Annotated in this window: 12 protein-coding genes; 7 read left to right on the forward strand and 5 right to left on the reverse strand. The window is 65.9% G+C overall.

Features of this window, described 5'->3' with window-relative positions:
- The first annotated feature begins 125 nt into the window (after positions 1–125).
- Positions 126–1,832, forward strand: a complete 1,707-nt coding sequence (locus ACP4XC_RS19755) for a bifunctional 3'-5' exonuclease/DNA polymerase (protein ID WP_427172404.1) — start codon at positions 126–128, stop codon at positions 1,830–1,832.
- Positions 1,833–1,977: 145 nt separating this feature from the next.
- Complete coding sequence (locus ACP4XC_RS19760; protein WP_427172405.1) at positions 1,978–2,193, forward strand: YegP family protein; 216 nt, start codon at positions 1,978–1,980, stop codon at positions 2,191–2,193.
- 67 nt (positions 2,194–2,260) lie between these two features.
- On the opposite strand, the gene ACP4XC_RS19765 is transcribed toward ACP4XC_RS19760, so the two are convergent.
- The 3 genes from ACP4XC_RS19765 to ACP4XC_RS19775 are packed head-to-tail and all read right to left on the reverse strand — an operon-like array spanning position 2,261 to position 5,161.
- Positions 2,261–2,938, reverse strand: coding sequence for an NUDIX hydrolase (locus ACP4XC_RS19765; protein WP_427172406.1), 678 nt, complete (start codon positions 2,936–2,938; stop codon positions 2,261–2,263).
- On the reverse strand, positions 2,935–3,768 hold the full coding sequence (nth, locus tag ACP4XC_RS19770) for an endonuclease III (RefSeq protein WP_427172407.1): 834 nt from the start codon (positions 3,766–3,768) through the stop codon (positions 2,935–2,937). Before nth ends, ACP4XC_RS19765 begins: the two co-directional genes overlap by 4 nt.
- A gap of 10 nt (positions 3,769–3,778) precedes the next feature.
- A complete protein-coding gene (locus tag ACP4XC_RS19775) occupies positions 3,779–5,161 on the reverse strand; it encodes a hypothetical protein (protein ID WP_427172408.1) in 1,383 nt (460 codons plus the stop codon).
- Positions 5,162–5,550: 389 nt separating this feature from the next.
- Here ACP4XC_RS19775 and acs point away from each other — a divergent pair, with 389 nt between their 5' ends.
- Positions 5,551–7,632: an acetate--CoA ligase gene (acs, locus tag ACP4XC_RS19780; RefSeq protein ID WP_427175174.1), complete on the forward strand. Its 2,082-nt coding sequence runs from the start codon at positions 5,551–5,553 to the stop codon at positions 7,630–7,632.
- 117 nt (positions 7,633–7,749) lie between these two features.
- On the forward strand, positions 7,750–8,541 hold the full coding sequence (locus ACP4XC_RS19785; protein ID WP_427172409.1) for a DeoR/GlpR family DNA-binding transcription regulator: 792 nt from the start codon (positions 7,750–7,752) through the stop codon (positions 8,539–8,541).
- Between the two features lie 5 nt (positions 8,542–8,546).
- On the opposite strand, the gene ACP4XC_RS19790 is transcribed toward ACP4XC_RS19785, so the two are convergent.
- Together ACP4XC_RS19790 and ACP4XC_RS19795 are read right to left on the reverse strand one after the other, a co-directional pair.
- Positions 8,547–9,566 carry a LacI family DNA-binding transcriptional regulator gene (locus ACP4XC_RS19790; protein WP_427172410.1) on the reverse strand — a complete coding sequence of 340 codons (1,020 nt, stop codon included), beginning with the start codon at positions 9,564–9,566 and terminating at the stop codon, positions 8,547–8,549.
- Positions 9,567–9,580: 14 nt separating this feature from the next.
- Positions 9,581–10,783, reverse strand: a complete 1,203-nt coding sequence (locus ACP4XC_RS19795) for a Gfo/Idh/MocA family protein (protein ID WP_427172411.1) — start codon at positions 10,781–10,783, stop codon at positions 9,581–9,583.
- Between the two features lie 212 nt (positions 10,784–10,995).
- Here ACP4XC_RS19795 and ACP4XC_RS19800 point away from each other — a divergent pair, with 212 nt between their 5' ends.
- The 3 genes from ACP4XC_RS19800 to ACP4XC_RS19810 are packed head-to-tail and all read left to right on the forward strand — an operon-like array spanning position 10,996 to position 14,254.
- The gene (locus tag ACP4XC_RS19800) at positions 10,996–11,952 is read left to right on the forward strand and encodes a carbohydrate ABC transporter permease (RefSeq protein ID WP_427172413.1); all 957 of its coding nucleotides are present in this window, start codon (positions 10,996–10,998) and stop codon (positions 11,950–11,952) included.
- Between the two features lie 12 nt (positions 11,953–11,964).
- Positions 11,965–12,867 (forward strand): carbohydrate ABC transporter permease, encoded by a 903-nt coding sequence (locus ACP4XC_RS19805; protein WP_427172414.1) that lies wholly within the window; start codon positions 11,965–11,967, stop codon positions 12,865–12,867.
- 46 nt (positions 12,868–12,913) lie between these two features.
- The gene (locus tag ACP4XC_RS19810) at positions 12,914–14,254 is read left to right on the forward strand and encodes an ABC transporter substrate-binding protein (protein ID WP_427172415.1); all 1,341 of its coding nucleotides are present in this window, start codon (positions 12,914–12,916) and stop codon (positions 14,252–14,254) included.
- Positions 14,255–14,262: the final 8 nt, after the last annotated feature.

Below are 14,262 nucleotides of genomic sequence, written 5' to 3' on the forward strand. Positions count from 1 at the left end.
AGGCAATGACGGCATGTGGACAACCCCGCCGGGCACCGCGCCCGGGCACCCCCTGTGGAGGACAGGTGGCAGGGTCCAAAAGCAGCGGCACAGACCACTGCTCTCCGCAAGGCAGAATTGGAGCTATGTATCTGCTGCTCGCCGCCCACCCAGATGGTGCAGCCCTTCAGGAACTGACTGCGGCCGGCGAGCCGAACATGACCAGCCCGCAACCCCGGCTGGTCAGCCGCGGCGAGCTGGCCGCCGTCGTACGTCAACTCGAACAGCGGCGCCCCCGCTGGATCTGGCACCGGACTCAGGACTGGTATCCGGACCTGCTGCGCGCCGGGGTGGAGCTGGAGCGCTGTTACGACCTCACTCTGTGCGGCGCGATCCTGGCGCATTCGGCCTTCACGGCCCACACTGCCTATGCCAAAGGTGCGGAAAAGCTCACGCAGGACGATGACCTCCAGCAGGTGCCACGCGGCCTGCAACCTCCTCCACCCCCGGCCGATCAGGGCGCCTTGTTCGAAGCCCCGGCCCTCCACATGGAGCCCGGGCAGTCGATGGAGGAATTGCGTGCCGGGTACGCGGCGCAGCAGCAGGCCCTCGCGCATGCCAGCGCCGACGCCAACCAGCGGCAGCGGCTCCAGCTTCTCCTGGCAGCGGAATCCGCGGGAGCCATGATCGCCGCCGAGATGCAGCATACCGGCGTCCCGTGGCAGGAGGATCTGCACGAGCGGATCCTGGCGGACTACCTCGGTCCGCGCCCGCCCACGGGCCACCGACCAGCCAAGCTCGAGGCGCTCAACACGGAACTGCGCCAGCTGCTGAGTTCTCCCTCCCTGAACCCCGATTCCCCGCAGGAGCTTATGCGGGCCCTGCACCGCAACGGCATCGAGGTGAAGACCACGCGGCAATGGGAACTGAAGGAATCCAGCCACCCGGCGATCGAGCCGCTGCTTGCCTACAAAAAGCTGTCGCGGCTGCACGCGGCCAATGGCTGGGCCTGGCTGGATGCCTGGGTGAAGAACGGTCGGTTCCAGCCGGAGTACGTGGTGGGCGGTGTGGTCTCGGGCCGCTGGGCCTCGCGTGGCGGCGGCGCCCTGCAGATCCCGCGCCAGATTCGCGGCGCCGTGCACGCCGATCCGGGCCACAAACTGATCGTCGCCGATGCATCCCAGCTGGAGCCCCGGGTACTCGTGGCGCTGGCCCAGGATTCCAAGATGGCCGAAGCAGCCCGGGACAAGGACCTCTACGCCGGGATCGCCGCGCAGGGTTTCGGCGGAGACCGGGCCAAGGCGAAGGTGGCGCTGCTCGGCGCCATCTATGGGGCCACCACCGGGGAATCGGGTCGGCTGATGCCGCAACTGGCCCGCACCTACCCCCGCGCGGTCGGCTTTGTGGAACAGGCTGCCCGCGACGGCGAGGCCGGGAAGACAGTCACTTCACGCCTGGGCCGCAGCAGTCCCCCGCCCTCGCAGCGCTGGCTGCAGAGCCAGCAGTCCACCACAGCGGAGGAACAGCGCCGGGCCGAATCCATTGCCCGCTCGCGCGGCCGGTTCACCAGGAATTTCGTGGTGCAAGGCTCCGCGGCAGATTGGGCGGCCTGCTGGCTGGCGGAATTACGACGTCGGCTGCGCGCCATGCGCTCCGACGGCGCCCCCGCCGGGGAACTCGTATTCTTCCTGCACGACGAGGTCATGGTGCACTGCCCCGACGCAGCCGTGGACGCCTGCGTCTCGGCCATCGAGGAAGCCGCCAACGTGGCCAAGGAGCTGCTGTTCGGCCGGATTCCGGTCGAGTTTCCCGTCAGCGTGGCCGTCGTGGAGTCCTACGACAAGGCAAAATAACGGCGTTGAGGACATGCCTCGTAACGTACCCGCCGGTAGCGTTGTGCCTTGCGCGTCCCACCCTATACGCTCGTGCGGGCCGGGATTCAGCAGCGCAGTCCGTCGGCCAATGCAACGACGCATGAGTTTGGGGAGGCAACAAAGATTGGCTGCTACGTTTGAGATCGCTAAGGCCGAAGATGAATCATTTTATTTCAGGCTGAGGGCTGCCGACGGCACATTGGTTGCCGTTTCACCACGATTCAAAACGCTGAAAGGCGTCGTCACCGGCATCACGGCCGTGCGCGAAAGCGCCGCCACCGGCCTCGTGGTTGACCGTTCCGGGCCAGTCCGCACCCCGGCCGCGCTGGCGTCGAGATAGCCCGCCTTTCGGCCAGCCCCGCTGCCGGCCGGCCGCTCAGGCAGGGCCCGCGCTTCCGGAAACCTGGTCAGAGATTGATCGGGTGGAGCCGGGTCCGGTCCCAGGGAACCGACCAGCCAAGCTGGTCGAAGAGTTCGTTCAGGATCATGCCGGTAAAGCCCCACACCACCACGTTGTTCACCTTGAAGGCTGGGCTCAGGAAGGTCTGGCCGAGGCGGGTGACGGTGGCCATTACCCGGTTGTCGGGGTCGAGGAGGTCCCTGACGGGGATTCGGAAGACCTGGGCTGACTCACCGTAGTCCACCACACCAACGGGCGACGGCGAGGTCCACCAGCCCAGGACTGGTGTCACCAGGTAGTTCCCGCGGGGAAGGGCGAGTTCAGGCATCGCGCCCAGCACTTCCACCCCTTCGGCGTCCAGGCCGGTCTCTTCCACAGCCTCCCGGAGTGCGGCATTCACCGGCGATTCCCCAGGATCGATTCCGCCGCCAGGAAACGCCACCTGGCCCGGATGGTCATCCAGGGTGTGTGCCCGTTCCAACAGGAGGACGTCCAGATCGGCGGGAGCGAGCGGCTTGCCCGACACTGCGGGGACTTCGTCCAGCGCGCCGAAGAGCATAAGGACCGCAGCCTTCCTGGCAACGGCCGGGTCCACGGAAAGTTCGCGCCAGTATGGATGCGGCGCGGGGCCGGTGCCGGCTTCAATCGCCGCCACAAGATTGAGCAGGTCTTGGCGTGCGGTCACCGGGACCTCTTCTGCGATTCCATCCGGATCTCCGCCGCCCGGTGCGTCTCGGCCAGCAGCTGTGCAAGGAGGGCCTCCTGCCCGGGCGCCAGCTCATACTTGAGCAGCTTCTTGGCCTTCTCCGGATCGGTTTCGCCCATGCCGTAGCTGGGGCACCAATTGGCCACCCCGCACGCCCCGCACGCCGGCTTCCGGGAATGGCAGACCCGCCGGCCGTGGAACACCACGCGGTGGGACAGCATGGTCCAGTCCTTGGGCTCAAAGAGCTCGGCGACGTCGGCTTCGATGCGGACCGGGTCGTCCGAGTCTGTCCAGCCGAATCGGCGGGCCAGGCGCCCAAAATGCGTATCCACCGTGATGCCGGGAACGCCAAAGGCGTTCCCCAGCACCACATTTGCGGTTTTGCGTCCGACGCCGGGCAGAGTCACCAGGTCCTGGAGCCGTCCCGGCACCTCGCCGTCGTACTCGTCCACCAGCCGGTTACACAACGCCAGCAAATTCCGCGCCTTGGCGCGAAAGAACCCCGTGGGCTTGATGATCGTTTCGAGTTCGGCGGGGTCCGCCTCTGCCATGCTTCTCGCGTCCGGGTAGCGGCCAAACAGCAGCGGGGTGATCTGGTTGACCAGCACATCCGTGGTCTGCGCGGAAAGCACTGTGGCCACCACTAGCTCGAAGGGGTTACGGAAGTCCAGTTCGGCGTGCGCATAGGGATACAGCAAGGCGAGTTCCCTGTTGATCCTGCGTGCACGCCGTTTCAACGCCAGCAGGGATTCCGCTGGCGGCTTCGGCGTGATGCTCCCGTACTCGGGCGGGACGGAGTCGGTGGCCACCGGCGTCCGGCTAGCCGCGTTCGATGTTGGTGAGGTCGCGAAGAACGCCCAATCGGCCATCGGAATGCTGCACCAGGAACTCGTTGCCGCGATCCTCCAGCGCCAGAACCCAGCCGCCGGGTTCAATCACGAACGCCGGCATACCCGTCCGCTCATCGACTGCCGTGCGGGGCTGGGCCACAGCAAACCAGAAGGCCTCATGGACTGGCTCCTCCTGCCTCGCTGAGCGGCTTGACGGGTCGACCGTGGCACCGATGGGCTCCTGCGATGTCACCTGGGGGTGGAGCATCGTCTCGGCGGGAGCCTGGACAGGCGCCGGGGCCGGCGCCGCATGGGCACTGGACGCGCCGGAGGAGGCATGGGGAACCGTCACGGCCGGGGATACGGAAGTAGCGCCAGCCGGCGCGCCCTCGCGGACCGGCACGTCGCCGGCGCGCGTTTGCTCCGCAGCGGAAGGCACCACGGGTGAAGCCTGCGTGGCAGCAGCGGGGGCGGCAGCGGCAGCGGGGGAAGCCTGCGTCTGTTCCGCGGGGACCGGCACCACGGGGGAAGCCTGCGTGGAGGGGGAAGCAGGAGCGGCCGGTTCTGAGGGCTGGCCTGCGGACTGCCCCTGCGTGTGGACGGGCGTCGGCGCGGGGCCCGGCTGCCCGGCCCGCGCGGGCGGCGCGGGGGCAGCAGTACTGACCGCCGTCGCACCGGCACGGCCCGCCGTTATCCGCTTGCTCCAGCCAGCAAGCGGACCTGCGCCCGCTTCCTTGGGTGCCTTGGCGGCCTTGGCGGGCTTGGGAGTGGTGGGCTTGCGGAAGGGGACCGCGGATTCGCGGGCCACCACGTGGGCGGGTACCTCGGGGCGGTCCAGGAAGTCACTGGCAAAAACAGGAATGAAGCGCGCAGGCACTGTGGCCACGAACAAAACGAGGGAACCGATCAGTGCCACCAACATGACTGGCACAAAGGCGCCAGCCACTGACAGAAAGAAAAACGCCAGCGCAAAGGAGGCCACCACGGACGCGAACTGGTCCACCGACAGGGACCCGATCCGGACCTTGGTGCCAGGGCTCAGGCGGCGTGCCACAAACAGGGCTGTAACGATCAGCGGCAGGATGATGCCGAGGCCAAGGAAGAACAAGTTGCCCAGATTCCACAGGTTGTAGACGGCGCCGAACGTGGGAATGAGTGAAGCCACAAAGAGCAGCAGCGTGGACGCGAAGACGGTGACGTCCCGCGCGGTGAACGGGCCAAGGACCGCCTCGTTCCTCTTGGCGGTCAGCCGCCCGGCGGCCCGGGAGGGCTCGCCCGCGTTCGTCCCGCTTCCTGGACTTAACTGGCTTGGATTCGCCTGACCGGGGTGCTGATGGCCGGCTTTATGCTGTCCATGGCTCTGCTGGTTCATTTCGTTCTCCTTAGCATGGCGTCGCCCTGGACAGCGTCGCCTAACGGCAGGCAAGAACAAGGCCGCAAGCGGTCCCGTAGCCTCCATCGGATGTCACAACTCCATCTCAGCCTAGCCAAGTGACTGGCCGATCACTAGCTGACTGGCCGGAGCGAGCCAGGCGGCAAAGCCCGTCGGCAAGAACCGCTCGGCGCTAAATAAATGCCGTTCACGGTTCACTATGTGACCCGGCACACGCTGTGTAGATCACAGGTATTAGTGTTTATTCCGGAACAGCTCTTTGCGGTACGCCGTGATCAGCCGCTGCCCGATGCCGCGCACAGCGGACGGTCGCGGGCTGGTAACGGACAGTCCCGCGCAGCAAAGATCGATGAATGATGAGGTTCACCATGTCCCACGACACTCCAAGCTCCACGACCACCGCTGCAAACCCCACGGTGCCTGGCCTGCAGCCTGCCGGGGCCGCCCGAGACCAGGCACAGCAGGGCGATGCCATCGAAAATTTGTCCCAGGAAAACCGCCGTTTCGCGCCCTCGGCCGAGTTCGCCGCTAAGGCAGTGGTCACCGCGGCAGAGTACGCCGAGGCCGACGCCGACCGTCCCGCGTTCTGGGCCAAGCAGGCGCGCGAGCTGCTGAGCTGGAGCAAAGACTTCACCAAGACGCTGGACTGGTCCAATCCGCCGTTCGCCAAATGGTTCGTCGGCGGAGAAGTCAACGCCGCCTACAACGCGCTGGACCGCCATGTGGAGAACGGCAACGGGGACCGGGTGGCCATCTACTTCGAGGGCGAGCCGGGCGATACGCGGACGTACACGTACGCGCAGCTGACTGAAGAGGTCAAGAGGGCCGCCAATGCTTTCGAGTCCCTCGGCATAGCGAAGGGCGACCGGGTGGCGGTCTACCTGCCCATGATTCCCGAGGCCGTCATCACGCTGCTGGCCTGCGCAAGGATCGGAGCCATCCACTCCGTAGTGTTCGGCGGCTTCTCCGCCGAGGCCTTGCGCTCCCGGATTGACGACGCCGAGGCCAAGCTCGTGGTCACCGCCGACGGCACCTACCGTCGCGGCAAGCCCAGCTCGCTTAAGCACGCGGTGGACGACGCCTTGTCCCACGAAGGGAACGGTAGCGGTCACACCGTCGAGAACGTCGTCGTCGTCAAGCGCAACGGCCAGGACGTGGACTGGCACGAGGGCCGGGACCACTGGTGGGCCGACACGGTCGGGGCGGCCTCTGCCGAGCACACCGCCGTCGGGCACGATTCCGAACACCCGCTCTTCATCCTGTACACCTCCGGAACCACGGGAAAGCCCAAAGGCATCCTGCACACTACCGGCGGCTACCTCACCCAGGTCGCTTACACCCACAAGGCAGTCTTCGACCTCCGCCCGGAGACGGATGTCTACTGGTGCACGGCCGACGTCGGCTGGATCACCGGGCACTCCTACGTCGCCTACGCCCCGCTCATCAACGGCGCCACGCAGGTCATGTACGAGGGCACCCCGGACTCCCCGCACCAGGGCCGCTGGTGGGAGCTGATCGAGAAGTACAAGGTGTCCATCCTGTACACCGCCCCCACCGCCATCCGGACCTTCATGAAATGGGGCAAGGAGATCCCGGGCAGCTACGACCTGTCCTCCATCCGTGTCCTGGGCTCCGTGGGCGAGCCCATCAACCCGGAAGCCTGGATGTGGTACCGCGAGGTCATCGGCGGCAACGCCGGTAAGCACGGGGAGAAGAAGGCCGATCCGGCTCCGATCGTGGATACCTGGTGGCAGACCGAAACCGGCGCCCAGATGATCGCCCCGCTCCCCGGGGTGACCGCCACTAAGCCCGGCTCCGCCCAGGTGCCGCTGCCCGGCATCGCCGTGGACGTCGTGGACGAGTCCGGCGAATCGGTGCCCAACGGCTCCGGCGGCTACCTGGTGATCCGCGAACCGTGGCCGGCCATGCTCCGCGGCATCTGGGGCGACCCCGAGCGGTTCAAAGAGACCTACTGGTCCCGGTTCGAGTCGATGTATTTCGCCGGCGACGGCGCCAAGAAGGATGAGGACGGCGACGTCTGGCTCCTGGGCCGCGTCGATGACGTCATGAACATTTCCGGACACCGGCTCTCCACCACGGAGATCGAGTCCGCCCTGGTGTCCCACCCCGCTGTGGCGGAAGCCGCCGTCGTTGGTGCCGCCGACGACACGACGGGGCAGGCCATCGTGGCGTTTGTGATCCTCCGCGGGGACGCCGTGGACTCCGGGGACGCAATCATCCAGGAGCTCCGCAACCACGTCGGCACGGAAATCGGACCGATCGCCAAGCCCAAGACCATCCTGGTGGTGCCCGAGCTGCCCAAGACCCGTTCCGGCAAGATCATGCGCCGCCTGCTCAAAGACGTCGCCGAAGGCCGCGAAGTGGGCGACGCCACCACCCTCGCCGACAACACCGTCATGGCCCAAATTGCGCAGTCGCTCAGGAAATAGCGCGTCGCGGTCCTGAGGGGCGCCGTTCATCCCAAAGATGAGCGGCGCCCCTCAGGTGCGCCCGCTTGCACCATAGACTGGAAGTCCCGACGTCGCCCAGCCCCAAGGACCGCTTAGATGCTTCCCGCAGCACGCCACCAGGCCATCGTGGACACGGTCCAGCGCGAACGCGTTGTCAGGGTCACGGACCTCGCCCAGCAGCTGGGCGTGTCCCTCATGACCGTGCGCCGGGATATCGAGCAGCTGGAGGAAGCCGGGCGGCTGGAGCGTATCCACGGCGGGGCCAAGCTGCCGGGCGGGGCCAGCACGCACGAGCCGGGGTTCGAACTTAAGTCCACCCAGCTGACGGCGGAGAAGCGGGCTATTGCCCTCGAGGCGGCCTCGCTGGTTCAGGAGGGCACCGCGGTGGGACTCAGCGCCGGCACCACCACTTGGGCGCTGGCAAAGGAGCTAGTCAACGGTCCGCGCATCACGGTGGTCACCAATTCGGTGCGCATCGCGGACCTTTTTCACGTGGGTCCGTCCTCCGGAGGATCCCGGGCCGACTCCACCGTGATCCTGATCGGGGGCCAGCGGACGCCGTCGGACGCCCTGGTGGGGCCGATCGCCACGGCCGCGTTGAAGCAGCTGCACCTGGACATCCTGTTCCTCGGCGTCCACGGAATGGACGCCGACGCCGGTTTCACCACGCCCAACCTGCTGGAAGCTGAAACGGACCGGGCGTTCGTGGCCGCGGCCCGCAAAGTGGTGGTCCTGGCCGATCATACAAAGTGGGGCACGCTGGGCATCAGCACCATCGCCGGGCTCGACGAGGCGGATGAAGTGATCAGTGACACCGGGCTCAGCGTGGACGCGCAGCGGACCCTCCAGGAGCGCGTGGGCCGGCTGCGCATCGTTTCCCCCCGGTAGCCGCCTCAGGGGCAGCCGCAGGACTGCCTGATCAGCAGCCGCGTGGGGAAGACATGGTGGCGGGGTGGCTCGCCGCGGTCCGCGCCGACCAGCGCGCGCACGGCGGCGTCCGCCATGTCACGCACGGGCTGTTCCACCGTAGTCAGCGGGGGCCATGAATATTCGGCATCCACCGAACCATCGAAGGCGGCCAGCGCGATGTCCCCCGGAACGGAGAGTCCGGCCTCGTGGAGGGCCCGGAGGATCCCGATGGCCTGCATGTCCGAGCTCGCAAAAATAGCGGTGGGCCGGTGGCCGGACGCCAATAGGCGCTGTCCGGCGGCGTAACCTCCATCCCGGGTGAAGGAACTGCGGGCGATGGGGCCTTCCGGCAGGCCGGCAGCCTTGAGCGCCTGCAGCCAGCCCTGTTCGCGGTCATCCGCCTCGTTGGCCGTGGTGATACCCATGGCCAGGCCGATGTTGGTGTGGCCATGACCCACGAGATGTTCCACGGCAGTGCGGGCGCCCGCGGCGAGGTCAACGCCAACGCTCGTGAGGCCGGCCAGCCGCGCGCTGTGGCTGAGCAGGACCGATGGAATCTCCGCCGCCTCCAAATCGGCGAGGTCCGGTTCGGAGAGCACGCTTGCGAGCACGACGCCGTCCACCTGGCGGGCGGCCAGGTTGCGGATATGGCGACGCTCCTTGGCGAGGTCACCGTCGGAATTGGTCAGGAACAATGCGTAGCCGAGTTCGCCGGCCGCATCCTCCACGGCGTGCGCCAGCAATGAGAAGAACGGGTTGCTGTTGTCCGGGATGATCAAGCCAATGGTTTCGCTGGATCCGAGCTTGAGGGCGCGCGCGGCGGCATTCGGCCGGTAGCCCAGAATCCGGATCGCGTCTTGGACCTTCGCTTCGGTGGCCGGCGCAACCCGTTTGGGACCGCCGTTGACCACGTAGCTGACCACCGCAGTGCTCACACCCGCATAGCGGGCAACGTCCTTGCGGGTCACCGGGCCTCGGGGTGTGTGCACTGCGGGGGTGGTCATGGAGTACATGCTAACTACACACCCTGCGGTCCGCTGCCAAAATCGCGGATGGGCAGGCGTTCGCCGTTGTTCTGGGCCGACGCGTGCGCCACGATTCCGGGCAGGGTGAACCGGGCGGCCACCCAGGCGTTGACCGGGGGCAGGGACCCCTCGTTGACCGCCGTCACGAAATCGTCCACGAGGAACTGGTGGCTGCCTTCGTGACCGTTAGGGGCCCCGCGGAATTCCTCCGGAAGCCGTCCGTGATCGTGCACGGGGGCCAGGCCGGAGATGAAGGCGTCACGAAGTTCGGGGGCGACATCGGCCAGGGACGGGTGGTCCAGCGGGATGCTGGGCCGGGTCTCCACCTGCGCGGAGATGTCATGGACGCTTTCCTTGTCCTGCCACACCGTCACGTTGGCGAGCTGCTCAAAGCTTGCCTCGGTGCCGAAGAAACGGAAGCGCGACTCGCGAATGTGGGACGGGTAGCCCACGCGGCGCATCTCGTTGGTGCGCATGGCACCGCCGTCGCTCAGTTCAAAAAGCGCGGTGGCGTTGGAGAAGTCGTTTCCGAACATGCTCACTTCCTTATCGAACACCCCGTCGTTCCGGTCGTCCTTGACGCCGATGCAGCTCACGCTGACGGCGTGTGACGGCAGCGCACCCAGGACGCCCCCGATTGCGTGCGTGGGGTACAGCATGGGCGGGTAGCTTGCCGTCGATTTCCACGCGTCTCCGCCGCTGTACTGGTAGGCGTCGTAGAAGCCCAGGTCCATGTCATGGACGTAGTCGCCTTCACTGTAGAAGATCCGGCCGAACTTGCCGGCGGAATGCTGGTTGCGGGCGTAGACCGTGGCGGGGTTGTAGTAGCTGGTCTCCCCCATGGCATAGACGAGCCCGGTCCCCTTCACAGCGTCAATGATGCGTTCGATTTCCTCTTCTGAAACCGCCATGGGGACGGCGGAATACACGTGCTTGCCGGCCCGGAGCGCCTGTTCCACCAGCGGACCGTGGGTCCAGCGCTGCGTGAAAATGGCGACGGCGTCGACGTCGGACGCCAGCAGCTCCTCGAAGCTCGCCTTCGCGCCGTCGAGCCCCCATTGCCGCAGCGCCGCGGCGGCGCGGTCCGGCCGTTCGTCGACGACATAGACCTCGCTTACGCCCGGGTGCAGCTTGAAGAGGTGGGCGAAGTGTCCGCCGAACTGGCCCACCCCAACAACTCCGATTGAAAACGTCATTGTTTACCTTTCCCTGACCGCCCGTAAATCCGGGCCTCGTGGCCCCACCGGCCATACGGGAAGTCTTACATCGCAATCTACTCGAGTCAACGACTTGAGGCAGTTCGGCATAATTTCCCTTCATTTCAATAAAAAAGACTTGCTGTGCCAAATCTACTCGTGTAGATTCCTCATCAGTTGTTACCCACATCACAGTCAGGAAAGGGTCGAAGATGACCACCCTTACCAAGCAGCAACAGGACCCGGCTTCCCGGGCCGCACGGCCCAAAACAGCGAAACCCGCCCCCCGCAGCCTGACCCGCCGCCTTGGGGACCTGAAGATCGCACTGCTCTTCATCCTCCCGGCGATGATCGGCTTCGTTTTCTTCTTTCTGGTCCCCACCATCCGGGGGGTCTACCTCAGCTTCACGGAGTACAGCATCCTGGGCGATCCCACCTGGATCGGCATCAAGAACTACACCGCGATCCTCGGCGATGAGCTGTTCTGGAACGCCATGGCGGTCACGGTCCAGTACGTGGCGCTAAACATCGGCTTCCAGACCGTCATAGCCCTCGGACTGGCGCTCCTGATGCACCGGGTGGCCAAGTCCACCTTCATCCGCGGCGCTCTGCTGCTGCCGTTCCTGGTTGCCAATGTGATAGTCGCCCTCCTGTGGTTCTGGATGCTCGACTACCAGATCGGAATCGTCAACGAGATCATCAACTGGATGGGCCTGCCGCGCATCGCCTTCTTCGGCAGCGAGCAATGGGCCATTCCCACCATCGCCGCCGTCAACGTCTGGCGGCACATGGGATACACGGCCCTGCTGATTTTCGCCGGCCTGCAGTCCATCCCCAACCATGTGTACGAGGTGGCCTCGCTCGACGGCGCCTCACCCACCCGGACTTTCTGGAGCATCACCATGCCGCTCCTGCGCCCCGTCCTGGTCCTGGTCCTCGTAGTCACCGTCATCGGCTCCTTCCAGGTGTTCGACACCGTTGCGGTGACCACGGGCGGCGGCCCCATCAATGCCTCCCGCGTGATCCAGATGTACATCTACCAAAAGGCCTTCGGCGAGTCGGACTTCGGCTACGCGTCCGCGCTGTCCGTCATTCTCTTCGTCATTCTCGCTCTTGTGGCCTTCCTGCAAATGAAGTTCCTCAAGGGCAACGAATCGGATCTGGACTAAGGAACCCCAGCCATGAGCACCTCCACATTTTCCCGCACCAAGCCCATCAACTGGCGCCGCGTCGGCGCCTGGACCCTCGTCGTCGTGGCCGTCGCCGTGACGGTGGCTCCGTTCCTCTGGATGCTCCGGACCGCCCTGTCCAGCAACGCAGCCCTTGCTTCAAACGCCGGCAACCTGCTTCCGGCGGACTTCAGCTGGGGCGCCTTTAAACGGGTGCTGGGGCTGCAGAGCCCCGAAGAGGCCATCGCCGAAGGCGGCTCCGGCGCCGCCATCAACTTCTGGCTGTACCTGCGGAACTCGGCAATCTTCGCCACCATCACCACCGCCGGGCAGGTGTTCTTCAGCGCGATGGCTGCCTATGCCTTCTCCCGGCTGCGCTGGCCGGGCCGGAACGTGGTGTTCGCGCTGTTCCTGGCCACCATGATGGTTCCGCCGATCTTCACCGCACTGCCCAACTTCCTCATGATCAAGAACCTGGGCCTGCTCAACACCTTTGCCGGCATGACGCTTCCCTTCGTGTTCATGACCCCGTTCGCCATCTTTTTCCTGCGCCAGTTCTTCCTGAGCATGTCCCGGGAAGTGGAAGAGGCCGCCATGCTCGACGGCGCCAAACACCTGCGGATCTTCTTCCAGATCGTCATCCCCAACGCGGCCGCGCCCCTGGCCACCCTGGCGCTGCTGACCTTCATCGGCCAGTGGAACGAGTATTTCTGGCCACTCCTCGTGGGACAGGACGAAAGTGTCCGCGTCCTCACGGTGGGCCTGGGAGTCTTCAAGTCCCAGTCGCCCCAGGGCGCCCCTGACTGGACGGGCCTGATGGCCGGCACGCTCGTCGCGGCGCTGCCCATCTTCATCCTCTTCATCGCCTTCGGCAAGAAAGTGGTGAACTCCATCGGCTTCTCCGGCATCAAGTAGTCCCCCACCGCATTCCCCTCTGATTCACCCTCCAGAAAGGTCCACCATGAAGAAGACCCTCGGCGCCGTCGCCGCCGCCGCAGCAATCGCAATATCCCTCTCCGCCTGTGGAGGCACGGGCTCGGCCTCCACCGAGGCCAAGGGAGAGATCAACTACTGGCTATGGGACGCCAACCAGCTCCCGGCCTACCAGCAGTGCGCGGACGATTTCACCAAGGCCAACCCGGACATCAAGGTCAAGATCACCCAGCGCGGCTGGGATGACTACTGGACCACCCTCACCAACGGATTCGTGGCCGGAACCGCCCCCGACGTCTTCACCGACCACCTGTCCAAGTACCCCGAGTACGCGGCGAAGAAGCAGCTCCTGCCGCTGGATGATGCCGTGGCCAAGGACGGCGTCAAGCTGGACAGCTACACCAAGGGCCTCCCCGAGCTCTGGGTGGGCCAGGACGGAAAGCGCTACGGCCTGCCCAAGGACTGGGACACCGTGGGCCTCTTCTACAACAAGGCCATGGCCGATTCCGCCGGCATCAGCGCGGAGCAGATGGCGAACCTGGACTGGAACCCCAAGGACGGCGGCAGCTACGAGAAGGCCATTGCGCACCTGACCGTGGACAAGAATGGCAAACGTGGCGATGAGGCTGGCTTCGACAAGAACAACGTGGCCGTCTATGGGCTGGGCCTGGCAAGCAGCGGATCCGGCCAGGGCCAGACGGAGTGGAGCTTCCTGAGCGCCACCACCGGGTGGACCGCCACGGACAAGAACCCGTGGGGCACCAAGTTCAACTACGACGATCCTCGTTTCCAGGACACCATCACCTGGTGGGCCGGCCTGATCGAGAAGGGCTACATGCCCAAGCTTGAGACCACCGTGGGCGCCAGCGTGGCGGACAACTTCGGGGCAGGCAAGGCCGCCATCAACACCACCGGCGACTGGCTGATCGGTCAGTACAAGTCGTACAAGGGCGTTGAAGCGGCGTTCGCGCCCACCCCGAAGGGACCCGACGGCAAGCGCGCCAGCATGTTCAACGGCCTGGCGGACTCGGTCTGGGCGGGCACCAAGAACCCGGCCGCCTCCATCAAGTGGGTCGAATACCTCGGCTCCACCGCGTGCCAGGACGTCGTGGCCAAAAAGGCAGTGGTCTTCCCGGCAATCACCAGCTCCTCGGAGCTCGCGGCCAAGGCTTTCGCGGACAAGGGTACGGACGTCTCCGCCTTCACCACCCATGTCAAGGACGGCACCACCTTCCTGTTCCCCATCGCGGACAAGGCAGCTAAGGTGGACGGCATCATGAAGCCGGCCATGGATGCTGTGCTCTCCGGCAAGAAGCCCGCCAGCTCCCTGACCGAAGCCAACAACCAGGTCAACGCCCTCTTCAAGTAGGCCTGCAT

Origin of the sequence: Arthrobacter sp. 92, assembly GCF_050260325.1 — a bacterium.
GTDB lineage: Bacteria > Actinomycetota > Actinomycetes > Actinomycetales > Micrococcaceae > Arthrobacter.